The organism is Pseudomonas sp. Root329 (genome assembly GCF_001424925.1).
Classification (GTDB): domain Bacteria; phylum Pseudomonadota; class Gammaproteobacteria; order Pseudomonadales; family Pseudomonadaceae; genus Aquipseudomonas; species Aquipseudomonas arabinosi.
Genome location: NZ_LMCV01000051.1, coordinates 1 through 22,182, shown reverse-complemented (window position 1 = coordinate 22,182; position 22,182 = coordinate 1). Strand labels below are relative to the sequence as shown.

Genomic DNA, 22,182 nt, shown 5'->3' with positions numbered 1-22,182 from the left:
GGACGAAGCAGTCGCAAAATCCGAGAACGCAGCCTCGCCGGGGCTCGACAGCTGCTACAGAGCCTCCATGGCATAGGATCGGGACGCTTAGTCCTTCAAAAACGCCAACAGATCAGCGTTGAGCTGATCCTTGTGGGTATCCGTCAATCCATGGGGAGCGCCCGGGTAGACCTTCAACGTAGATCCTTTCACCAGTTTTGCAGACGCAATGCCCGCCGCTTCGATCGGCACCACCTGGTCAGCATCGCCATGTACCACCAGCGTCGGTATATCGAACTTCTTCAGGTCTTCGGTGAAGTCGGTTTCGGAGAACGCCTTGATGCAGTCATAAGCGTTCTTGTGGCCGGAGGTCATGCCTTGCATCCAGAACCAGTCGATCATGCCCTGAGATGACTTGGCGTCCGGTTTGTTGAAGCCGAAGAACGGACCGCTTGCGAGGTCGATGTAAAGCTGCGAACGGTCGGCCAGGGATGCCTCGCGAATGCCGTCAAACACTTCGATCGGCAGGCCCCCGGGGTTGGCTTCAGTCTTGAGCATCAGCGGCGGGACCGAGGAAATCAGCCCGGCCTTGGCTACGCGACCAGTGCCGTGGCGACCAATGTAGCGCGCCACTTCGCCACCGCCGGTGGAGAAGCCAAACAGCACGGCATCCTTCAGGTCCAGTAACTCGATCAACTGGGCCAGATCATCAGCGTAGGTGTCCATGTCGTTGCCAGTCCACGGCTGGCTGGAGCGGCCATGACCGCGGCGATCATGGGCGATCACCCGGTAGCCTTTGGAGGCCAGGAAGATCATTTGCGATTCCCAGCTGTCGGCGTTCAACGGCCAGCCATGGCTAAAGACAATAGGCTGACCGGTGCCCCAGTCCTTGTAATAAATCTCGGTGCCGTCTCGGGTCGTGAACGTACTCATGCGTTATCTCCTTAGCGAGTGTTGGGGTGTATCAAACCGGTGAGTGGCTCATGCGTTCAGCCAGCCGCGCCACTCGCTCGCCCAGATGCGCGGCGGTGCAGCGGTCTTCGGGAGGCGGTGCGCATTCGGGGGGCTGTTCGACATTCGACTGCGCCATGGCGCCGAGCGAGCTGCCCAGGCGATTCATTTGCCCATCGAACACCCCCGTGCTCGAACGCGCCGGCAGCAGGTCGAGGCCGACCCAGATCATTGAATGCTGCGCGGCGAACACTGCCATCTGCAGCAAGGTGTTGAGTTTGTCGCCGCACAGGCAGCCGGAATTGGTGAAGCCGGCCGCCAGTTTGTCGCGCCAGGGTTGGGCCAGATAGAACGCCGCCGTGGCTTCCATGAACCCCTTGAAGGGTGCCGAGGCGCTGCCCATGTAGGTCGGCGCGCCGAAGATGATCGCGTCGGCGCTGTGCAAATGGTCCCAGTGCCGGTCCACGTCCTCGACCGAAATCAGCTGGCAGGTACTTCTCAAGTGCCTTTCCACACCTTGGGCCACGGCTTCGGCCATGACGCGGGTGTGCCCGTAGCCACTGTGATAGACCACCACCACGTTGCTCATTCCCGCGTCCTCATGACATGTTTAATCCCTACAGGGTAGAGTTTTGGGCGTAGACCAGACTCAGGACGAGTTAAACGTTGTTAATTTTCCCTGGTGCGCCAAAAGCCTCAGCGATATCTTCAAGACCGTCGCGCCCAATAAATACGGAACTCATGAACAGGGGCCGCAAACCAGCGGTTCAGGCGGACATTGCAGAGTCATCCGGCCAGCGCATTGCGCTGCCGTAAAAACCTGACAAATATGCTCGGAAACCGCGTACCAGACGGCGGCAAGCAGGAGTGACACGTTGACCCTTCCCCCCGAACAAGCCATCCATTTCGGCCCCTACCGGATCTATCCCGGACAACGTCTGGTCATGGAGGCCGATCAGCCCCTGCGCCTGGGTCGGCGTGCGATGGACATTCTGTTGATCCTTTTGGAACACGCCGGGAAGGTGGTCAGCAAACAAACGCTGATCGCCGGGGTCTGGCCCAAAAGCGTGGTGGAAGACATCAACCTGCGGGTGCACATGGCCGCATTGCGCAAGGCCCTCGGTGACGGCCAGGCCGGCCAGCGTTACATCGTCACCGTGGCCCAGCGCGGGTACAGCTTTGTGGCGCCCTATTCGCTGGAGCACATCGAGCACCCTCCAGGGAGCGAAGCGCCCGCGCCGAGCGGTCACAACCTGCCCGTTCGTCGAACCCGCATGATCGGTCGCCAGTCCCTCGTCGATAGTCTGATGGTCCAGCTGTCACGCCAGCGTTTCATTACCCTGGTCGGCCCCGGCGGGATCGGCAAGACCACCGTGGCCCTGCGTGTTGCCGAACAACTGATCGGGCGCTACCGGGATGGCATTCGTCTGCTGGACCTGGCGCCGATCAACGATCCGTCGATGATCACCGTTCACCTGGCGACATTGCTCGAACTGTCCTTGCACGACGCCGAGCCGATGAGCGGCCTCGCCGCGTTCTTGCGCAACCGGCAGATGCTGCTGGTGATCGACAACTGCGAACACCTGGTCGACGCCATCGCATTGCTGAGCGAGAGCATCCTGCGCGCCGCGCCAGAGGTGCACATTCTGGCCACCAGCCGTGAGAGCCTGCGGGCCGAAGGTGAATGTGTCCAGCGCCTGGAATCGCTGGACTGCCCTCCCCCCATCGCCGTACCAGACCGCGCTCAGGCCCTTACATTTTCCGCCCTGCAGTTGTTCGTCGAACGCGCGATGGCCAGCCACGACAGCTTCGAACTGACCGATGACGAGCTGCCGCTGGCGATTGAAATCTGCCGGCGTCTGGACGGTATTCCACTGGCGATCGAATTGGCGGCCGCGCAAGTCAGCGGCTTCGGATTAAGCGGATTGCTGACCCAACTCCAAGGCAGTTTTCGCCTGCTCACCCAGGGTTGCCAGACCACGTTGGGCCGACACCAAACCCTGCGTGCCACGCTGGACTGGAGCTTCGAGCTGCTGAGTGCCTGCGAACAAACCTGTCTGCGCCGACTGGGTGTGTTCAGAGGCGGATTCACCCTGGAATCGGCGGCGGCGGTGATCGTCGGCGAACACATCGAACCGCAGGCAGTGTTTGGCTCGATCACGCAACTGGTGGCCAAATCGCTGCTGAACGTGGAAGTGGGTGACGAAGAGGTGTTCTACCGATTGCTCGACACCACCCGCAGCTATGCCCTGGAAAAACTCGACCAGGCCGCCGACCTGCCCGATACCCTGGAACGTCACGCCGAGCGCTGCCTGGCTTTGATGAATCAGGCCCAGCACGACTGGGAGCTGATTCCGACGGGCACGTGGATCGAGCGTTATGTCCGCGGTCTGGAAGACATTCGTTCGGCCCTCGACTGGTGCTTTAACGCGCAAGGACCGCAGGCATTGGCGATTCGCCTGACGGCAGCTTCCACGCCGCTGTGGCAGGAACTGTCACTGCTCAAGGAGCACGGTCTGTACGTGCGTAGGGCGCTGGCACTGCTCGATGCAACGTCCGATCCCTGCCCGCAGCTGAAAATAGCCCTGCATCTCGCCCTCGGCAGTTCTTGCTATCACACTCAGGTCGGCACGGCGGAAACCATCGAGGCTTTCGTCAGCGCCAGAACCCTGGCCAAACATTGCAACGATTTGGCCGGTCAGTTGCGGGCGGTGTCAGGACATATGGCGGTCAACCTCTGTAGCGCCAACTATCAAATGGCCTTGGAACAGAGCCGGCAATTCGATCGGTTGGGGCTGCACGGCGATGCGGTGGTGTCCCTTAGCACGCATCGCTTGCGGGTCCTCGCGTTGCACTTTGCCGGGGACCAGCAGCAAGCGCGGGTGAATGCCGAACAGGTCCTTCAGCGCATGGCCCAGAGCGGCCACCTCAACCGCTTCACCTACGGTTTTGGCGTGCACTACGATCAGAGCGTCGCCGCCCTGACGATTCTGGCGCGCATCCTCTGGTTGCAGGGGCAACCGGAACAAGCCTGGCGCACCGCCCGGCAAGCGCTGGACATTGCGATCCAGATCAACCATGGCACGTCCATCTGCTATACCCTGGCGCTGGCCGGTTGCCTGATCGCTCACTACAACGGCGATACCCGTACCGCTCGTGAACTCTTGCGCCTGCTGCTGGAACAAGCACAGAAACACTCGGTGCTGCTGTTCTACACCTGGGCCCGGCACTATGCGCAGGTGATCGACCGCGCCGAGGCGCACTTGCCTCTTCAGCCCGGCGTGGGGCTGATCAAGGACATCATGGTCACCCTGGATTGCAGTTTCGTCGATGACGCCCTGTTGCAACGGGCCGACACCGGTACGGCCGGCTGGAGCACGGCAGAAGTTCTGCGGGCCCGGGCTGATGCGCTGCTGGCCGAGAATTGCCCGCTGAAAACCGAAGCGGCCGAGGCCGTGTTGATAAGGGCATTAAACGTGGCGAAACACCAGGGCGCCCTGGCTTGGGAACTGCGAAGCGCCACCTCGCTGGCGCAACTTTGGCAGCGTCAGGGCTTGTATCAGCAAGCACATGAGCTGCTGGCACCGATCTACCATCGGTTCACCGAGGGATTTTCTACACCGGACCTGAGCAAAGTCCGTCGATTACTCGACGAGCTCCATGGGCAACTGCACGCCTGAGACCCAGCGCGCCCGGCTGATGTAGTGCGAATAGCGCCGCTCAAACGCCCGCAGATGGCCGCTGTGTTCGAGCTTCTCAAGGGCATACGTGCGCGTGGTGTTGAGTAAGCGATAACGGGCTGTGCCGTTGACCTGATCCATCGAGAGCAACGATTTGGCGACCAATCGCTTCACCCGTTCCGCCAGTTGATCGGGCTTCAGCTCCACGCAACTGCACACGCCAATCGCGGCATCGAGGGTGAAGGACATTTTGAACACCGACAGGCGCTGCAACACGGTTTGTTCCAGCAGGCTCAGCCGCTCATAGCTCCAGTCCAGCGCAGCTTTGAGCGTCTGATGTCGGGGCACCGCCGTGCGCCGACCTTGGGTCAGCAGCTGAAGACAGTTATCCAGCTGAGCTTGCAAACCGACCAACGCCAGCGCGTGGATCTGCGCCGCTGCCAGTTCAATGGCCAGTGGCAACCCATCGAGCCGCCGACAGATTTCACGGACCGCCTGGAGGTCTTGTTCGCGCAAGGCAAACCCTTGTTGACGGGTTCGGGCACGACTGACGAACAGCTGCACCGCCGAATACCCCATGGCTTCGGCGACACTGTGCAACGCCGACACGGGCGGCACCGTCAGAGATGGCAGGCGCTGGACCGTTTCTTCTGCCGCCTGCAAAGGCTCGCGGCTGGTCACCAGAATGGACAACCGAGGCGCCGAGATCAGCACATCCTCGACCAGGGTTCGGCAGTGTTCCAGCAGGTGATCGCAGTTGTCGAGCACCAGCAACGTGTGCCGGTTTGCCAGCCCGTCCAGCGTCGTGCCGATCTCTCGTTCAAGGGTCTGGGTCAGATGATCGACCACTCGAGTGGGGTCATCGATCGCCGCGAAATCAACCAGCCACACGCCATCTTCATAGTGCTGCAACAGCAGTTCGGCGACACGCAACGCCACCGTGGTCTTACCGACGCCGCCGGGGCCAACCAGGGTCATGAAACGCCGAACCGGCAACTGCCGGACGAGACTGCCGACCATCGAATCTCGGCCGGTCACCGGCGTGAGTCGTGCAGGCAGGTTGTGCTGATGTTTTTGAACGGTCTCGATCAAGACCTGCGTGCCCGCGGGCGCAGGCTGCACCGGGGCGATAAAGCTATAACCGCGTTGGGGAATGTTGACGATGTAGCGCTGGCCATTCTGCCCGTCGCCAAGCGCCCGACGCAGGGCCGCAATGTGCACGCGCAGGTTGATTTCCTCGACCACGGACGTCGGCCAGACGTGAGCAATCAGTTCGTCCTTGCTGACCACGTTGCCGGCGCGCTCGACCAGCACCTGGAGGATATCCAGAGCCCGACCGCCCATGCGCAGCGGTCGATCACCGTCAAGGATCAGCCGTTGCCGCAGGTGGAATGCATAAGGGCCGAATCGCAGCACCGCATCGCTGTTTAAATCTCTGAGGCTGTTCATGCACATTCACGTGCTGAAACCTGGCCCGGCTCACAGTGCAGCAACATCCCTTGCACCCGCCCTCCAGGCTCCCGCACCTCCATTGCAAAGCGTTCAGGGTATCTTGGCAGGCATCAGTGACGGTACAACTGCCACGGTGGGAGCGTCACAGCCATCACGGTGCGCATAACGGACAAGAAGGCTCTAGCTGAACTGTTCGCGGTATTGAGTCGGGGTCAAACCGAGCTTTTCACTGAACAGAAAACGCATGTGCCGCACGCTGCCGAAACCACTTTTGAAGGCCACGGTCTTGAGCGGCAAGTCGCTGGTTTCCAGCAAATTCCTGGCGCAATCGATTCGCGCGCTTTGCAGAAACTCCATGGGTGTCATGTTCACTTCCCGGGCAAACATCCGGGCGAAGTGCCGTGTACTCATGTTCGCGAGGCTGGCCATGCGGTCGATGCTGAAGGCTTCATCAAGATGCTCAAGCACATGGTTTTGTACTCGGGTCATCGGCGTTTGATGGGGCGCGACAGCGGTCATCAGCGGACTGAACTGCGCCTGGCCACCCTGACGTTTCATCACCACCAGCAGCACCTTGGCCACGTCCTGGGCGACTTTCTTTCCATGGTCTTCGGCCACCACCGACAACGCCAGGTCGATACCCGCGGTGACACCGCCGGACGTAATGAGATTGCGGTCCTGCACGTAAATCTGATCGGTCTCGACGGTGGCCTTCGGGAAGCCTTTGATCAGTCGTTCGGTGTAATGCCAGTGGGTGGTCACGCGATAACCATCCAGTAAACCGGCATGTCCCAGCACAAACGCGCCGGTGCAGATCGAGCCGTATCGCTCGGCGCGACCGACCGCGGCTTTGAGCCAACACAACAACGGTGGATGTTTTTCGTTGTAGGCACCCGGACCGCCCGGCACCAGCAACAGGTCGAACGCCCGATCCGCCTGATCGATGTGCAAATCGGCCTGGACGCTGACGCCGTTGGAGGCACGCAGTGCGCCATGTTCGGTGCCGATGGTCGACAGTTCGTAACGATCATCCGCTGCCAGATAGCGATTGGCGATGGAAAAAACTTCCATCGGGCCTGCCATGTCCAGCAGCAGAAAGTCCGGAAACAACACCATAGCCACGGTTTTCATGGGTTCAAATCACTGAAGTCATAAGAAGGTCCGTCTGCCAAATACCGGCATCCGAAGAGTGCGGTGCATTATGGCCAAATGTGGCATCAGCGTCGGAGAAGAATACGTGATCGCCAGTCGATTACTGTCAACCTAAAAGGGACAGTATTTCAGTTTCCATCTACTTATTGCATCAGCCAGTAACTATTAACCTTCTCCTCACTCGGACGAATCAACGTCCCCACAGGAGATTTCATCATGCTGACCCTTCGCAAAGCTTCGGATCGCGGCGCGGCCAATCACGGTTGGTTGAAGTCGTTCCATACCTTTTCCTTCGCCAACTATCGCAACCCGAAAGAGCAGGGTTTTTCCGACCTGCTGGTGATCAACGATGACCGGGTTGCCGCCGGTAAAGGCTTCGGCCAGCACCCACACCGCGACATGGAGATTTTCTCTTATGTGCTCGAAGGTGCTTTGGAACACAAAGACACCCTGGGTACCGGCTCGGTGATCCGCCCCGGTGACGTGCAGTTGATGAGCGCCGGCAGCGGCGTGGCGCACAGCGAATACAACCACTCGACCACCCGGCCGGTGCACTTCCTGCAAATATGGATCGTGCCGGAGGTCAGCGGCGCCAAACCGCGTTATCAGCAAGAGCACTTCAGCACTCAGAAGAAACGCGGCCGTCTGCAACTGATCATCTCCCCCGACGGGGAGAAGGGTTCGCTGAAGGTGCGTCAGGATGCACGGGTGTATGCCGCGTTGATCGACGGCAAGGAAAGCGCAACGCTGGAGTTGGCCTCCAATCGCTATGCTTATGTACATGTGGCCCGCGGCAGTGTTGAACTCAACGGCGTGCCTTTGCAGGAAGGTGATGGTGTGCGGGTTCGCGATGAACAGGTACTGGCCCTGAGCAACGGCGTGGATGCCGAAGTGCTGGTGTTTGACCTGCGGCCCCAAGAGCTGCCGGAAATGCCATAAAGATCAAGAGATCGCAGCCTCGTTTCACTCGACAGCTCCAACAGGGATTTGCGTACACCTGTAGGAGCTGTCGAGTGAAACGAGGCTGTGATCTTTAGCTTTCGTCCCGAGTGCCAGAAAACACCGCGACAATTTCATCAATAACCACTCGTACACGAGCGGTATGCCGCAGGTCTAACTGATCAATACCCCTCACCCGCCGCCAGCGCGCCGCTGATGATCGCGATGCCCGAGCTGGTGCCCAGTCGCGTGGCGCCAGCCTCGATCATCGCCAGCGCGGTCGGATAATCGCGCACGCCACCGGAAGCCTTGACCCCAATGACCGCGCCGACGGTGCGGCGCATCAGGGCGACATCTTCCACGGTGGCGCCGCTGCGGCTGAAGCCGGTCGATGTTTTGACAAAAGCGACGTTCAGCTCACGGCAAATCTCGCAGGCCTTCACTTTTTCGGCGTCGGTGAGCAGGCAGTTTTCCAGAATGACTTTCAGCGGCACACTGCTGCAGGCCTGTTTGACCTGGGCGATGTCGTCCCGCACCTGATCGAACAAGCCGTCTTTCAACCCGCCGATGTTCAACACCATGTCGACTTCCCCGGCACCGGCAGCAATCGCCCGCTCGGCTTCGAAGGCTTTGGTTTCGCTCAGACCGGCACCCAGCGGGAAGCCGACCACTGCGCAGATGTTGATGCTTTGCCCTGCAAGGCATTGAGCCGCATGAGGGACCTGCCCCGAGTTCACGCACACCGAATAGAAGCCGTGCTCTACGGCTTCGCGGCACAACGTTGCGATTTGCTCGCGGGAAGCATCGGGCGCCAGCAAGGTATGATCGATGTACTGCGCCAACGCTTGGGGTTCGAGGTGTGCCATCGCAAAAACTCCTGTTTGTATATTCAAATGCCCCTGCGCCACAATCGAGGGTGATTCGCGCAAAAACGTTACAAATCTCACAATTAATGTTACTTAAACAACACCAACATTCAACCCCGGAATGCCTGTGGACAGTAAAAAAGCCGAGCGTCTCAAGCTGATTCAACAAGCCCTGCAAGACCAGAGCGCCATTCATCTGCGCGAGATGGCGGCGTTGCTGGACGTGTCCGAGATGACCCTGCGCCGCGACCTGAGCAAGTACACCGATCATCTGCGGCTGCTCGGTGGCTACATCACGAAAATTCACGACGGCAGCGAGCCCGGCGATTACCGCGTGGCCGAACAGGACACCCGGCACGTCGAAGAAAAACGCCGTATCGGCAAACTCGCCGCCGGGTTTATCCAACCGGGCGACACGGTGTTCTTTGACTGCGGCACCACCACACCTTTCGTGGTCGACTTCATCCCCGACGAGCTCGAGTTCACCGCGGTGTGCAACTCCCTGAACGTGCTGCTCAAACTTTCGCAAAAACCCAACTGCCACATCGTGGTGTGCGGCGGCACGTTCCACCGCAAGAACCAGGTGTTCGAGAATCAGACCGAAACCGGCATCCTCGACAGCGTACGCCTGACCTGGGCCTTCGTTTCCGCTGCTGGCATCAGCCAGGACTTCGGCGTGACCTGCTTCAACTTCAATGAAGTGGAGGTCAAGCAGAAGGTCCTGCGCCAGGCGCAACATCGGCTGTTGCTGGCCGACCACAGCAAGTTCGACACGGTGCGCACCGCGCATTTCGCCAACCTTGAAGACTTTCAGTTCGTGGTCAGCGACAAGAAAATCCCCAAGGCCTACCGCGACGCCATTACCGCCAGCGGCGCGCAGTTGATCATCTGATCAGGGCCTGCTGTTCCACTGCATTCAGGTAGCCGGTGGTGACGCTGAAATCAGCCGTCGCCCCCGCCGCCAGTGAACGCACATGGCCCTTGGCAGACTCGGCGCGATAGCCTTCCGGTTCGCATGTAGCCGGCAGCACGAACGCCGCCACGTGTTGATCGGCGTTATACAGAATCCAGCGTGCTGCATGGTCGAATTGGTCGGGGCGGTAGCGGGTGTAGAACGCTGCGCCGTCCGGATGGCTCAGCAGAAAGTGCGCGTGGCCACTGTCATCCGCCCGCACGCCGTCGAAGAAAAACACGATCTCAGGATCGTAGAGCCGCGGCTGATCCAGGCATGTGAACTGCTCCGGGTCTTTCGCCAGCACCTGCATGTATTCAGTCCAGACCGGCGTCGGTTTCACGTGGGACGGCACGCTGCTGCGCAAGCGCACCCGCTCGAAACCCAAAGGATCGATGAAACGAGCGCCTTCGACATAGGCGTAATTCATGTGCGCCATGTACATCAGGTCCATCGGTTTGCCCGCGAGATTGGTCACCTGCATGGCGATGTCGAACAGCCCTGAGTCAGCACGCAAAGTCACGCTCGGGCTAGCCCGATAGCGGTCGCCAAAACCCTGCACGTATTCGTACTCGCCACCCAAACGCAGGTATTGACCGACGCTGTCCTCACCGACCTCCAGCCAGGCGCGATCCATGGCCGCGCAAGGCATCTCGCCGTGTAACGGATGATCGTCCTCGGGACTCGGGCAACCGTTGCGCAGCAGGCCACTGTGAAACATGAAACAGCCGTAGGTGCCGATCACCGTCGGGCTGGGTTTGGGCTGGCTGAACAGGTTGCGCATGGTCAGGTCGCAACCGTCGAACACGGCGGACCAAATCATTTGCCCCTGATACGGCAGCACCACGAGACTGCCGCGAGTGTTGGCCAATTCCACGGCCAGCACGCCACTGGGATAGACCCAGGCACTGACCGTGAACGCCTCGGATTCCAGCAAGGTTTTGCGCCCCTCGCCGAACTGCGACGGATGAAGATTGATCCGCGTATTCATGACGCGACCACCGCACCCACCGCTGCCCGCTCGCTGTCGGAATGACGCAGGCAACGCACCGCGTACATCACGATCACGATGAAGCACAGCAGCGGCACGCTATAGGCCAATTGCATGTTGCCGCCGCTGTAATCGGACAGCAGTCCCTGGAAGATCGGAATCACCCCGCCACCGACAATGCTCATCACCAGCAGCGAACCGCCGACACCGGTGTCTTCACCCAAGCCGTCAATCGTCAGGCCGTAGATAGTCGGCCAGCACGGACCGAGGAATACGCTCACGCCAACGGCTGCGTATACCGCCGTGATGTTCGGCACCAGAATGGTGTACGCCAGCAACGCGATGCACAGCACGCCGTACACCGCCAATACCTTGGCCGGGTGCAGTTTGCGCATCAGCACGTTGGCGATCAGCTTGCCGACAAAGTACGCGGCAAACGTGGTCAGCAGAAACCACGACGCGCTGCGCTCGTTCATACCGCCCAACTGCATCGCCAAGCGGATGGTGAAACTCCACACCCCGACCTGGGCCCCGACGTACAGAAACTGCGCCAACACACCAAAGGTGAACCGCTTGTTGCGCCACAGCCGCGACAGGCTCTGGCCGAGACTGGCGGTTTTCTTGCTGCTCGGCTGGTTGCCTTTGCACGCGGGAAACCGGGTGATGGCGATCAGGATGAGCATCAACACCAGCACTGCGATCATCCATTTGTACGGTAGCAACGTGGACTGGATCATTTGCAGCTGCTGGACGGCCGCGTCCGAGGCGCTCATTTGCGTGAGTTGCTCGCGAGTGGCGTCGGTGTCCTTGAACATCACAAAGCTGCCGACATAGACCCCGGCCATCGCACCGAACGGGTGGAACGTCTGGGAAATATTCAGGCGACGGGTGCCGGTTTCACGCGGGCCCATCAGCGTCGAATAGGTGTTGCACGCGGTTTCGAGAAACGACAGGCCCGCCGCGATTACGAACAGCGCCAGCAGGAACATGCCGTACTTGGCGGTCGATGCAGCCGGGAAGAACAACAGGCAACCGAACATGTACAGCATCAGGCCGATGAGGATGGTGGTCTTGTAACTGAAACGGCGGACCACCAGCGCAGCCGGAATTGCCACGAAGAAATAGCCCAGATAAAACGCCGACTGCACAAACGCGGTCTGGAAATCGCTGAGCAGAAAGGCCTTTTTGAAATGCGCGATGAGCACGTCGTTCATGCTCGCGGCCGCCGCCCACAGCGCAAAGATGCTGCACAGCAAAATGAAGGCGAACCAGGGCGTGCGGTTCAGGTAGAAACCATCGGGCGTCTGTTGGAGCGGAGGCTTTGTCATTGTTGTTCTCCGTGGTGAGCGTTGAGTGGTGAATCAGCTCGACGTCAGGCGTCGAGTTGGCGCTGGAATTCAGCGAATGCAATGGCGTCCGGGTAGGACGTCTGAGTGCCCAGGCCCGTGACCGAGCAGGCGGAATACGCCACGGCCTGGGTCATGGCGGCGCGGATATCGCGGTCGCGACTCCAGTGATGAATGAAGCAACCGATGAAGGCGTCCCCTGCCCCGGTGGTGTCGCGCGCGGCAACGCTCAGGCCGGGAATCTGAAACTCGCCCTCCTCGCCGACATACAGCGCGCCTTGCTGGCCGAGGGTCACGATGACGTGGCGGATGCCGCTGGCGACCAATGTCTGGGCGGCGTTATGGGCCGACTCCGGTGAGTCCACGGTCTGGCCCGTAATCAACGCCAGCTCGGACTCGTTGGGCACCAGGAAATCCAGTTGCGCCAGGTGTTCACGGCTCAGGCCTGACAAGGCCGGCGCCGGGTTGAGCAGCACCGGAATGTTGTGTGCGCGGCCGAACTCGATGGCGTAGTAAACGGTGTCGACGTTGATTTCGAGCTGCAGAACGATCAGCGAACACTCACGCAACGCATGCGCGGCCGCGTCGATATCTGCCGGGGCGAGATGCGCGTTGGCGCCTTTGACGATGAGGATGCTGTTGTGCGAGTCAGCCTGAACGAAGATCGGCGCCACCCCGCTGGACACGCCGGGGACACGCTGCACGTAATGGGTGTCGATGCCAAAGCGCTGGAAGTTGGCCAGGGTGTTGTCGGCAAACAGGTCGTCGCCGACCTTGGTGAGCATCAACACATCCGCCCCAAGTTTGGCGGCGGCAACCGCCTGATTGGCGCCCTTGCCGCCACAACCGAGGGCAAACCCCGGCGCTTCGAGCGTCTCGCCCTGGGCCGGCATGCGATCGATGTAGGTGATCAGATCCACCATGTTGCTACCGATGACTGCGAGCTTACTCATTGCTATCCCACCTTGATCCGGCTTGCCAGACTGACGCTGGCGTTGTTGTTTTGTTATTTAAATAACATTTTGTGTGATTACTCAATCTTTTTGTTGAGTGGTGTATGAAGCAAAGACGAATGGCTTTGCGGATGGCTATAAAGATTTATGGGCAGTAATGGCCTCATCGCGAGCAAGCTCGCTCCCACAGGGGAACGCATTCCAATGTGGGAGCGGGCTTGCTCGCGAAGACGTCGGCACATCCAGCATTGATGTGACTGACCCTCCGCTTTCGCGAGCAAGCCCGCTCCCACAGGTGACGGGGGCAACACACGACTGTCGAATTTATCCCCACCTTTGCCCACGCTTCTGTTAAAACCCGAGCTTTCCTTTTCATCCTCCGGACCCCCGCATGTTTTCGAATGTGATGAGCCGCTTGAGCCGACGCTGGCTGCCGCTGCTGTGCATGGCCGTACTAATCGTCGGCTTGCCGGTGAGCTGCGGCGTGCTCAAGTACACAGAGCGCGAGCTGCTGTTTCGTATTGAGCCGGGCAACGCAGGTTGGTATCGCGGTCTGCCGCAAGACGTTCAGGAGTTCGACATCAAGCCCGCCAGCTTCAAGGCCGGGCAAAGCCTGCATGCCTGGTGGTGGCCGGCCGCGCGTCGTGATGCGCCGTCGATCCTCTACCTGCACGGCGTGCGCTGGAACCTGACGGGCCAGGCGTTCCGCATCGAGCAATTGCGCGCCATGGGTTATTCGGTGCTGGCCATCGACTACCGTGGGTTTGGCCAGAGCAAGGGTGATCTGCCATCGGAAGCCAGTGTTTACGAGGACGCGCGAGCCGCCTGGGAGCGCTTCACCCAGATGCAACCGGACGCCAGCAAGCGCCTGATTTACGGCCACTCACTCGGTGGCGCGGTGGCTATCGACCTGGCGGCAGACCTGGCCGCGCAGGCGAAAAAGGGGCATGGCGTGGTGCCGGTGCGCGGTCTGGTGATCGAGTCCACTTTCACCTCGCTGGGCGATGCCGTGGCGCAAGTGGCCGACAGCAACCTGCCAGTGAAATGGTTGCCGGCGCGCTGGCTGCTGTCGCAGAAATTCGATTCCATCGACAAGATCGTCGACATCAACATGCCGTTGCTGGTGGTTCATGGCTTGGCCGACCCGTTCATGCCATCGCGGTTCAGCCAGCAGTTGTTCAATGCCGCCAGCGAACCCAAGCGTCTGCTGTTGGTACCCGGCGGTACGCACAACAACAGCATGAGCCTGGGTGGTAGCCAGTATCGCCAGGCACTCGACGGCTTGATGAAGGCAAAACCACCGCAGATGGCCGGGCCGACGGTAACTCGGGTTTCTCGGGAGTCTTGAGCGCTATCGGTAACCGCGGGCCTGCAAATCAAATAGCTGCGCATAGCGCCCGCCCGCGGCCACCAGACTGTCGTGATCGCCTCGCTCAAGGATCGCTCCCTGGTCCAGCACGATGATGTGGTCGGCATTGCGCACGCTGGAAAACCGGTGAGAGATCAGCAACGTCATCCGGCCTTCGGTGTGCTCACTGAAATGCTCAAACACCGCCGCTTCCGCCGCCGGGTCGAGTGCAGAAGTCGGCTCATCCAGAATCAGGATATCGGCGTTGCGCCGCATGTAGGCGCGCGACAACGCGATCTTCTGCCATTGCCCGCCGGACAGCTCCTGGCCGCCGGCAAACCACCGCCCCAATTGCGTGGCATATCCTCGATCCAACCCTTCGATAAAGGGTGCAGCCATGCCCTCGGCGGCGGCGGCCTGCCAGCGCTGTTCATCGTTGAACGCCAGTGTGTCACCGACGCCGATGTTCTCGCCGACGGAGAATTGGTAGCGGATGTAGTCCTGAAAAATCACCCCGATGCGCCGCCGCAGCGCGTCTTCTTCCCACGCTTGCAGATCGCTGCCGTCCAGCAGGATACGGCCCTGATCAGGACGGTACAGCCGCGTCAGTAATTTGATCAGCGTGGTCTTGCCCGAACCGTTCTCCCCCACCAGCGCCACACTGTGGCCGGGCACAAGGTGAAGATCGATGCCTTCCAGCGCGGCGCGACTGGCACCTGGATAACGGAAACCGACGTTCTCGAAACGCAGGCCATCGCCGGGTACCGCGCCCACGGTGAGGTTGCCGGTATCCGCCACAACAGGCTCGGCCAGGTATTCATAAAGACTGGAGAGGTAAAGGCCATCCTCGTAGAGACCGCTGATGGCACTCAGGCTGCTGCTCACCGCCGTCTGCCCCTGCTTGAACAACACCAGGTACATGGTCATCTGCCCGAGGCTGATATTGCCATGGACGGTATCGACCACCACCCAGGCATAGGCCAGATAAAACGCGCCGGTGCCCAGTAGACCGAGGACAAATCCCCAGCCATCCCGACGTAATGTCAGGCGCCGGTCTTCGGCATAGAGCCGCGCGAACGTCTCGCGATAACGCTTCAAAAGCAGCGGCGCGAAGCCGAACAGTTTGACCTCTTTGATGTAGCCCTCGTGAGAGAGCAGCGTCTCGATGTAACTCTGTTGCCGACTCTCCGGCGCGCGGCGAGTGAACAGTCTGAAAGCATCACCGGAAAAATGCGCTTCGGCAAAAAATACCGGTAGTGCACCGACCACCAGCAGCACCAGCGCCCAAGGCGAAAAATGCACCAGCAACACGCCGAAGCTGATCAACACAATCAGGTTCTGGATCAGCCCCAACGACTTCATCACCAGCGCCAACGGCCGGGTCGAGGCCTCGCGGCGCACGCGAACCAGCTTGTCGTAGAACTCCGAATTCTCGAACTGCACCAGCGATAACGTCTGGGCCTTTTCCAGAATCATCGTATTGACCTTCTGCCCCAACTGCACCCGCAACAGCGATTGCTGGACCGACAACGCCCGTTGAGTCCCGGACAGCAACGCGAGCACGCCCGCTTCAAACAGCACATAACGCACGACCGGCCACAACGGCGCACTGCCCTGCTGCGCGTGCAATTGCATGGCAGTGACGACCGCATCGACGATACGTTGGCCTAACCAGGCGGCCAGTGCCGGGAGTACGCCGGCGATCAGCGTCGCCAGCACCAATCCCAGAAACAGTCCGCGTGACGTTGCCCAGACCAGCAGCAAGGCGCGTCTCGCCTGGTCGAGTAACGAGGTGAAACGATCAAGAACAGGGTTCACTCCGTGAGCTCCCCCTGATACCTCGCCCGATACCGTCCCGGACTTTCTCCCGTCCACTTCTTGAACGCCCGGTGAAACGCGCTTGGCTCCTGAAAGCCAAGCTGTTCGGCAATGTCACTGATACTCGCCTTGCTCTGACGCAGTTGCTCAAACGCAACGCCACGCCGTACCTCGTCCTTGATCTCCTGATACGAACACCCTTCACGCTCCAGCTTTCGGCGGAAGGTGCTGGGGCTCAGGTGCTGTTCCAGGGCGAAGGCCTGCAAGGTCGGCCATTGGCTGTAATGACTGTTGCGCAGGCGCTGATGGACCTGCGACGCCAGGCCATGCTGATTACGAAAACGGATCACCAGCCATTGCGGCGCGGTGCGCAAAAACACTTTCAGTGATGCCAGATCCTGAACCACCGGCAGACGCAGATAGTGGCTGGCGAATTCGATTTCGGTGCGCTCCGCGCCAAAGGTCAGGTTCGGTCCCCAGAGCAAACGGTCATCGCTGAGCGACACACGTTCATGGCGAAAATCTGCGCGGTCGATAGGAATGCGTCGACCGCCGAGCCAGCAGAGCAGACTGATCATCAACACCAGAAACGTCTCCTCGCCCAAACGACTGACGTCGCTGTTTGGCGAGTGGTTCTGCAGGCTGATCACTGCACGTTTGCCGCGCACCGTCAGCGTGCCGCGAAAGTCGTGGAGGAATAGCGCGAAATTGGCCAGACACTGGCGCATGGCTTTGTGCAGGTCGGGTTCCTGAATCAATGCCCGGCAGATCAGCGCGAATCCGCCCGGCGGCATGCCATGGGAGTCGAGCCCGAAGAACTCATCGTTGAGCTCGCGGATCTGAATCAACCACAACGCGGCAAACGCACTCGCCGGTACACGTGCGGTGGGCTGCTCCATCAACGCCGGATCGATGCCGGCCTGTTCAAGCGCAGCCCTCTGACGTTGCGGATTGTTGCCCAGCCCATGGATCATTGCCTGCACGAAGTAGGCAGAAACCGAGTCCTTTTCCCGCATGTGAACGCTTCTCTCCCCATCACCCGAATGGCAAAAAACACCAGTGCCGTTGAACAGTTTCGGCATAGAACAACCGCCCTGCCGGCTCTAGACTCGCGGCCAATAGTACGCCTTCGGCCACTACGGCGGCCAAGGTATCGCGGGATTTGATCGGAAGGACAGAACATGAATCTGCAAAACATTGGCGTGATCGGCGCAGGCACCATGGGCAATGGCATTGCGCAAGTCTGCGCCTTGGCCGGTTTTAACGTGACCTTGCTCGACATCTCCGAGAGCGCCCTGCAAAAGGCCGTCGCGACCGTCGCCAAAAACCTCGATCGGCAGGTTGCCAAGGAAACGCTGACGCAAGAGCAAAAGCTCGCCGCTCTCGACAAGATCCGCACCAGCACCGACTACAGCAACCTGCAGAACGTGCAACTGGTGATCGAAGCCGCGACCGAAAACCTCGAGCTGAAACTGCGCGTGCTGCAACAAATCGCCGCGCAGGTCAGCGACGATTGCGTGATTGCCTCCAACACGTCTTCGCTGTCCATCACCCAACTCGCTGCCAGCGTGAGCCAGCCTGAGCGCTTCATCGGTCTGCACTTCTTCAACCCGGTGCCGGTGATGGGCCTGATCGAGGTGATTCGCGGTTTGCAAACCAGCGACGCCACCCACGCCCTGGCGCTGGACATGGCGACCACTCTCGGCAAAACCGCGATCACCGCGGGCAACCGTCCGGGTTTCGTGGTCAACCGGATTCTGGTGCCGATGATCAACGAAGCAATCCTGGTGTTTCAGGAAGGCCTGGCCAGCGCCGAAGATATCGACGCCGGCATGCGCCTGGGCTGCAATCAGCCGATTGGGCCGTTGGCGTTGGCGGACCTGATCGGTCTGGACACCGTGCTGGCGATCCTCGAAGCCTTCTACGACGGCTTCAACGACAGCAAGTACCGCCCTGCTCCACTGCTCAAGGAAATGGTCGCCGCCGGTTACCTGGGGCGCAAAACGGGGCGTGGCTTCCATGCCTATGCCTGAGCGTTGCTCGCGCTTTGCCGAGTACCGGGACAAGGTGCTGGAGCTGTTCGCCTGCAAAGGTTTCGGACAGGTCGGCATGCGTGAGCTCGCGACCTGCCTGGGGCTCGCTCCCGGCTCGTTGTATCACCATTACCCCAGTAAACAGCACTTGCTGCTCGATCTGATCGAAGAGTTCTACGAAGAGCTGCTGGCAACCTTGGGGCGTATCGAGCAAAAGGCGCCGGCAAAACGTGACAAGCTCCATGCCCTTATCCGAGCGCATTTGAACCTGCATCAGGAGATGCCCTGGCATTTTCGTCTGGCAGAGCGTGACAGCAGCTGCCTGAATGAAGATCAACAGGAACGGGTTCGGCAGCTGCGCGAGCAATACGAGCGCAAATTGCTGCTGATGCTCGGGGCCCGATCCCGCTTCAGTGAACAGGGTTTGCTGGCCGCCGGACATGCCATCGCAAACTTACTCAACAGCGCACCCGGCTGGTTGGCGCAACATTCGCTGGATGAGCAAGAGCGCGTTGAGCTGTTGGAGAGTCTGGTGAGTGGAGCCATCGAACGTTTGCTACGCCCCGCGGCCCACGGGCAGTAGCTTGAGGAACCGGGATCACTACTGAGGCGCTAGAAGCCATAAGCCACGCCGCTTCAATAGAAAAAACATCTAAACGATTCCTGCCAATCACGATATCTAACGCTTTGCTAAAGGGAGCCCAATCACTGCGGAGCCGGAGGTGAATTCAGCCTCCCTCCGCTTCTTCGTTACCGGGAGCAAAGCATGAAAATCAATCCCTACCTGATCTTCAACGGCGACTGCAAAGCCGCCTTCACCTTCTATGCCCAAAGCCTGCCAGGCCAGATCGAAGTCATGATGACCTTCGGCGAAAGTCCCGCGCGCGAGCACTTTCCGACGGACTACCACAACCTGATCATCCACACCCGCCTGCTGGTGGGCGATCAGGCGATCATGGGCTCGGACACAACACCTGATCGCCCTACTGACGAAATGAGCGGCTGTTCGGTTTCGCTGAATGTCGACAGCATTGCGGAGGCTGAACGGGTCTTCGCTGCGTTGTCGGAAGACGGCAGCGTTCAAATGCCACTGGAAGCGACGTTCTGGGCAGCACGCTTCGGCATGTTGGTTGATCGGTTTGGTGTGTCGTGGATGGTGAATTGCGAAAAGGATCAGTGAAACTCACTTTCTCAAGGATCGAGTAGGGTGAGGGATTACTCCCTCAGCCCTCTCACACCACCGTACATGCGGTTCCGCATACGGCGGTTCAATTAATACACTGGAGTCGTTGCGCAGTGCTGCGCAACGAGACCAGCCCCATTTTGGCGAAGTACATCGTCGGTACTGCCTGATTCATGTGATGGGATGCCGAGTTCCACCAAGGCCCTCGCCCATTAACGCTCGATTGCCACGCCCGCTCGGGTCTAAGCCCAAGTGAGATGAGTCGTCGTTCTCGGGTCTTCGGGGTTTTCCACTGCCGCCAGAGTAGGCAACGTAATTTTCGACGCAGCCACCAATCGAGTTCGTCCAGTGTCCGCATGTTCGCGGTCAATCGGAAATAGTTCGCCCAACCCCGCAATACGGGGTTTAGCACCTCGATGGTGTGCCGCAAGGACCGTCCTCGCCCCTTGCGCAGCAACTCACGAACTCGATCCATCAACCTGCGAAGACTTTCGGGTGCGATCCGCACTCGAGCTTCTTTGCGGTAGATCGTGATCGCATAGCCCAGAAACTTCCGTTTCCAAGGCCGCGCCACTGCACTTTTATGCTCGTTGATACGCAGCTTCAGATGACCTTCCAGGAAGGTCCTGATACTCGCCATCACCCGCCGTCCTGTGCATTCGCTACCGACATAGATGTTGCAGTCGTCAGCGTAGCGGCAGAACTTTAACTGCCTTCTTTCCAATTCCCGATCGAGGTCGGTCAACAGGATATTCGACAGGAGCGGTGATAGCGGCCCACCTTGAGGCGTGCCTTCGTTTCGAGGTTGAATCACTCCATCGGCCATCATCCCCGCTTCCAAGAAGCGGCGAATCAGTCTCAGTAGGCGACCATCCTTCACCCGATAGGCGAGTCGAGCCATCAGCACATCATGGTTGACTCGATCGAAAAATTTCTCCAGATCAATGTCCACCACCCAGTGCTTTCCTTCGGCTACGTACTCTTTTGCCTTGGCCACCGCATCCAGCGCGCTTCTCTGTGGGCGAAAGCCAAAGCTGCCCTCGGAGAATGTCGGCTCGAAAATCGGTTGCAGTACTTGATGGAGCGCTTGCTGGATGAGTCGATCCACCACCGTGGGTACGCCGAGCGTTCTGACCCCGCCATTGGGCTTGGGAATGTCCACTCGGCGTACTGCCCGGGGCAGGTACTGATCTTCCAGCAGTGCCGTCTTCACACTTGACCAGTGCACCAACAACCAGTCTTTCAGTTCCTCGACCGTCAGGCGATCAACGCCCGCTGCGCCTCGGTTCTTCAGAACTCGCTTGTACGCCCGTCGCATGTTGCTGGGTTCGACCACCTGCTCCATGAGCCGATAGTCCTCCGATTTCGTTCGCCCAGCTGTCGCCGCAACCCCCTCAGCACTCTGCGGGCTTCCTTCCGGATTCCGTCCGGCTCTGGCAGGCAGGCCTCCCACACTGGGAGCTTCTGCATCATCGTGGATTGTCGAGATCAGTCGTCCTACTCTCGGTATTAATCGTTCAGGCCTTCAGTCTCGTGACCTACTATGCCCTCTGCTGACTTCTGCACGGCCATCCCCGCACCTCGCGGTGCCGGTAGCCCTGACGGGCAACCGTGCAGATCTCCCCGGGTATTGCGCACCCACTTTCCCGCTTATGCCTGTCGGATCTACGTCATGGCGTTCTGTGCAAGTATTGGGCTTTGCAGATCATGGACCACTTACCCCGCCATGCCGCCTCGTATCCGCTTCCTGTTCGTCAGGCCAGCGTTTTGCCTCGGGCTTCCTTCAGACTCGCAGTCACCCGCGAAACCCTTGCCTCTAGCTAGCACTTCCCCTTGCCGGGTGTGCAGGGGACTTTCACCCCTTAGTGAGTGCGCCCTGCCGGGCGCACCATGAAAAAAGCCCAACCTGGAAAGGTTGGGCTTCTGGCAACTGCCGGACCGTCTGCTACCGTCAACACGCTACCTCGTACAACTGCGGATTGTTCGGAGGAACCCCACCATGCCTGCCCATGATGTGCCTTGGTCCACTCGTTTCAAACTGTCACTGCTGGCCGGAGGACTCACCGCCACTCTGCTCGCGCTGAGTGGCTGCGCCACCGTCGACGCCCAGACCACCGCCTATGTGGGCGTGGAGCATCCCGCACCGACGCTCGCCAGCGAGGTCGTGGTGCTGCGCACCGAGCCTCTTCGCCCTCACGTCCGATTGGGTGAGGTGGTCATCGACGCGAGCGTCGAGCCTGCTCCTCCCATCACTCAGGTAGAAGAAAAACTACGCGACGAGTCCGCCAAGCTCGGCGGCGATGCCGTGGTGGTGGTCTACGACCATATCCAACCGGTAGGCGCCTATGTCAACGGTCCACTGTGGGCTCGCGACGTAAAAACCATCGAAGGTCGGAAACTCAAAGGGATTGTGATCAAGTACCGGTAATGTCCGTTCGCACTTTCCTGCGGACAAAACAAAACCCCTACCTGCATACGCAGATAGGGGTTTCGGAATTTAATCTTGACGATGACCTACTCTCACATGGGGAAACCCCAC

The 22,182-nt window shown here is 59.8% G+C and carries 19 protein-coding genes; 8 read left to right on the top strand and 11 right to left on the bottom strand.

From position 1 onward, the window contains the following. Nucleotides 1-87: 87 nt before the first annotated feature. Nucleotides 88-912, bottom strand: a complete 825-nt coding sequence (locus ASC74_RS29985; protein WP_056746532.1) for an alpha/beta fold hydrolase — start codon at nt 910-912, stop codon at nt 88-90. A gap of 31 nt (nt 913-943) precedes the next feature. Next, nucleotides 944-1,519 (bottom strand): flavodoxin family protein, encoded by a 576-nt coding sequence (locus ASC74_RS29980; protein WP_056746531.1) that lies wholly within the window; start codon nt 1,517-1,519, stop codon nt 944-946. A 286-nt stretch (nt 1,520-1,805) separates the two neighbouring features. Here ASC74_RS29980 and ASC74_RS29975 point away from each other — a divergent pair, with 286 nt between their 5' ends. Next, nucleotides 1,806-4,610: an ATP-binding protein gene (locus ASC74_RS29975; protein ID WP_056746530.1), complete on the top strand. Its 2,805-nt coding sequence runs from the start codon at nt 1,806-1,808 to the stop codon at nt 4,608-4,610. Here the strand turns inward: ASC74_RS29975 and ASC74_RS29970 are convergent. Beyond that, on the bottom strand, nt 4,575-6,059 hold the full coding sequence (locus tag ASC74_RS29970) for an ATP-binding protein (protein WP_056746529.1): 1,485 nt from the start codon (nt 6,057-6,059) through the stop codon (nt 4,575-4,577). The two genes, ASC74_RS29975 and ASC74_RS29970, sit on opposite strands and share 36 nt — an antisense overlap. 183 nt (nt 6,060-6,242) lie before the next feature. Beyond that, nucleotides 6,243-7,193 (bottom strand): GlxA family transcriptional regulator, encoded by a 951-nt coding sequence (locus ASC74_RS29965; protein ID WP_056746528.1) that lies wholly within the window; start codon nt 7,191-7,193, stop codon nt 6,243-6,245. Between the two features lie 237 nt (nt 7,194-7,430). Between ASC74_RS29965 and ASC74_RS29960 the strand changes: the two genes are divergently transcribed. Then, nucleotides 7,431-8,153 (top strand): pirin family protein, encoded by a 723-nt coding sequence (locus ASC74_RS29960; RefSeq protein WP_056746527.1) that lies wholly within the window; start codon nt 7,431-7,433, stop codon nt 8,151-8,153. A 182-nt stretch (nt 8,154-8,335) separates the two neighbouring features. Here the strand turns inward: ASC74_RS29960 and deoC are convergent, their stop codons facing one another. After that, a complete protein-coding gene (deoC, locus tag ASC74_RS29955; protein ID WP_056746526.1) occupies nt 8,336-9,019 on the bottom strand; it encodes a deoxyribose-phosphate aldolase in 684 nt (227 codons plus the stop codon). A 127-nt stretch (nt 9,020-9,146) separates the two neighbouring features. Here deoC and deoR point away from each other — a divergent pair, with 127 nt between their 5' ends. Beyond that, nucleotides 9,147-9,911: a DNA-binding transcriptional repressor DeoR gene (gene deoR, locus ASC74_RS29950; RefSeq protein WP_056746523.1), complete on the top strand. Its 765-nt coding sequence runs from the start codon at nt 9,147-9,149 to the stop codon at nt 9,909-9,911. Here the strand turns inward: deoR and ASC74_RS29945 are convergent. The 3 genes from ASC74_RS29945 to rbsK are packed head-to-tail and all read right to left on the bottom strand — an operon-like array spanning nt 9,904 to nt 13,261. After that, nucleotides 9,904-10,962: an aldose 1-epimerase family protein gene (locus ASC74_RS29945; protein WP_056746522.1), complete on the bottom strand. Its 1,059-nt coding sequence runs from the start codon at nt 10,960-10,962 to the stop codon at nt 9,904-9,906. The genes deoR and ASC74_RS29945 overlap by 8 nt on opposite strands. Beyond that, the gene (gene fucP / locus ASC74_RS29940; RefSeq protein WP_056746520.1) at nt 10,959-12,290 is read right to left on the bottom strand and encodes an L-fucose:H+ symporter permease; all 1,332 of its coding nucleotides are present in this window, start codon (nt 12,288-12,290) and stop codon (nt 10,959-10,961) included. The genes ASC74_RS29945 and fucP overlap by 4 nt, the downstream gene beginning before the upstream one ends. Nucleotides 12,291-12,334: 44 nt before the next feature. Then, nucleotides 12,335-13,261, bottom strand: a complete 927-nt coding sequence (rbsK, locus tag ASC74_RS29935; RefSeq protein ID WP_056746519.1) for a ribokinase — start codon at nt 13,259-13,261, stop codon at nt 12,335-12,337. A 391-nt stretch (nt 13,262-13,652) separates the two neighbouring features. Between rbsK and ASC74_RS29930 the strand changes: the two genes are divergently transcribed. Then, nucleotides 13,653-14,609, top strand: coding sequence for an alpha/beta hydrolase (locus ASC74_RS29930; protein ID WP_056746517.1), 957 nt, complete (start codon nt 13,653-13,655; stop codon nt 14,607-14,609). A gap of 3 nt (nt 14,610-14,612) precedes the next feature. Here the strand turns inward: ASC74_RS29930 and ASC74_RS29925 are convergent, their stop codons facing one another. Next, a complete protein-coding gene (locus ASC74_RS29925; RefSeq protein ID WP_056746512.1) occupies nt 14,613-16,427 on the bottom strand; it encodes an ABC transporter ATP-binding protein in 1,815 nt (604 codons plus the stop codon). Next, complete coding sequence (locus ASC74_RS29920) at nt 16,424-17,443, bottom strand: AraC family transcriptional regulator (protein ID WP_056746510.1); 1,020 nt, start codon at nt 17,441-17,443, stop codon at nt 16,424-16,426. The genes ASC74_RS29925 and ASC74_RS29920 overlap by 4 nt, the downstream gene beginning before the upstream one ends. A 165-nt stretch (nt 17,444-17,608) precedes the next feature. On the opposite strand from ASC74_RS29920, the gene ASC74_RS29915 reads away from it, so the two are divergent. The 3 genes from ASC74_RS29915 (at nt 17,609) to ASC74_RS29905 (ending at nt 19,640) form a co-directional block, all read left to right on the top strand. After that, a complete protein-coding gene (locus ASC74_RS29915; RefSeq protein ID WP_056746508.1) occupies nt 17,609-18,460 on the top strand; it encodes a 3-hydroxybutyryl-CoA dehydrogenase in 852 nt (283 codons plus the stop codon). Further along, nucleotides 18,447-19,043: a TetR/AcrR family transcriptional regulator gene (locus ASC74_RS29910; protein ID WP_056746506.1), complete on the top strand. Its 597-nt coding sequence runs from the start codon at nt 18,447-18,449 to the stop codon at nt 19,041-19,043. Before ASC74_RS29915 ends, ASC74_RS29910 begins: the two co-directional genes overlap by 14 nt. A 183-nt stretch (nt 19,044-19,226) precedes the next feature. After that, entirely contained in the window at nt 19,227-19,640 is a 414-nt protein-coding gene (locus ASC74_RS29905) for a VOC family protein (protein WP_046048345.1), read from the top strand. Between the two features lie 88 nt (nt 19,641-19,728). On the opposite strand, the gene ltrA is transcribed toward ASC74_RS29905, so the two are convergent. After that, nucleotides 19,729-20,988, bottom strand: a complete 1,260-nt coding sequence (ltrA, locus tag ASC74_RS29900; protein ID WP_177338893.1) for a group II intron reverse transcriptase/maturase — start codon at nt 20,986-20,988, stop codon at nt 19,729-19,731. 654 nt (nt 20,989-21,642) lie between these two features. Between ltrA and ASC74_RS29895 the strand changes: the two genes are divergently transcribed. Then, complete coding sequence (locus ASC74_RS29895; RefSeq protein WP_056746503.1) at nt 21,643-22,071, top strand: hypothetical protein; 429 nt, start codon at nt 21,643-21,645, stop codon at nt 22,069-22,071. Nucleotides 22,072-22,182: the final 111 nt, after the last annotated feature.

Bases quoted from the DNA above. Each gene is read 5' to 3' on its own strand.
- ASC74_RS29985 (WP_056746532.1), bottom strand. From the start codon at position 912: ATGAGTACGTTCACGACCCGAGACGGCACCGAGATTTATTACAAGGAC.
- ASC74_RS29980 (WP_056746531.1), bottom strand. From the start codon at position 1,519: ATGAGCAACGTGGTGGTGGTCTATCACAGTGGCTACGGGCACACCCGC.
- ASC74_RS29970 (WP_056746529.1), bottom strand. From the start codon at position 6,059: ATGAACAGCCTCAGAGATTTAAACAGCGATGCGGTGCTGCGATTCGGC.
- ASC74_RS29965 (WP_056746528.1), bottom strand. From the start codon at position 7,193: ATGAAAACCGTGGCTATGGTGTTGTTTCCGGACTTTCTGCTGCTGGAC.
- ASC74_RS29960 (WP_056746527.1), top strand. From the start codon at position 7,431: ATGCTGACCCTTCGCAAAGCTTCGGATCGCGGCGCGGCCAATCACGGT.
- deoC (WP_056746526.1), bottom strand. From the start codon at position 9,019: ATGGCACACCTCGAACCCCAAGCGTTGGCGCAGTACATCGATCATACC.
- ASC74_RS29945 (WP_056746522.1), bottom strand. From the start codon at position 10,962: ATGAATACGCGGATCAATCTTCATCCGTCGCAGTTCGGCGAGGGGCGC.
- fucP (WP_056746520.1), bottom strand. From the start codon at position 12,290: ATGACAAAGCCTCCGCTCCAACAGACGCCCGATGGTTTCTACCTGAAC.
- rbsK (WP_056746519.1), bottom strand. From the start codon at position 13,261: ATGAGTAAGCTCGCAGTCATCGGTAGCAACATGGTGGATCTGATCACC.
- ASC74_RS29930 (WP_056746517.1), top strand. From the start codon at position 13,653: ATGTTTTCGAATGTGATGAGCCGCTTGAGCCGACGCTGGCTGCCGCTG.
- ASC74_RS29920 (WP_056746510.1), bottom strand. From the start codon at position 17,443: ATGCGGGAAAAGGACTCGGTTTCTGCCTACTTCGTGCAGGCAATGATC.
- ASC74_RS29915 (WP_056746508.1), top strand. From the start codon at position 17,609: ATGAATCTGCAAAACATTGGCGTGATCGGCGCAGGCACCATGGGCAAT.
- ASC74_RS29910 (WP_056746506.1), top strand. From the start codon at position 18,447: ATGCCTATGCCTGAGCGTTGCTCGCGCTTTGCCGAGTACCGGGACAAG.
- ASC74_RS29905 (WP_046048345.1), top strand. From the start codon at position 19,227: ATGAAAATCAATCCCTACCTGATCTTCAACGGCGACTGCAAAGCCGCC.
- ltrA (WP_177338893.1), bottom strand. From the start codon at position 20,988: ATGGAGCAGGTGGTCGAACCCAGCAACATGCGACGGGCGTACAAGCGA.
- ASC74_RS29895 (WP_056746503.1), top strand. From the start codon at position 21,643: ATGCCTGCCCATGATGTGCCTTGGTCCACTCGTTTCAAACTGTCACTG.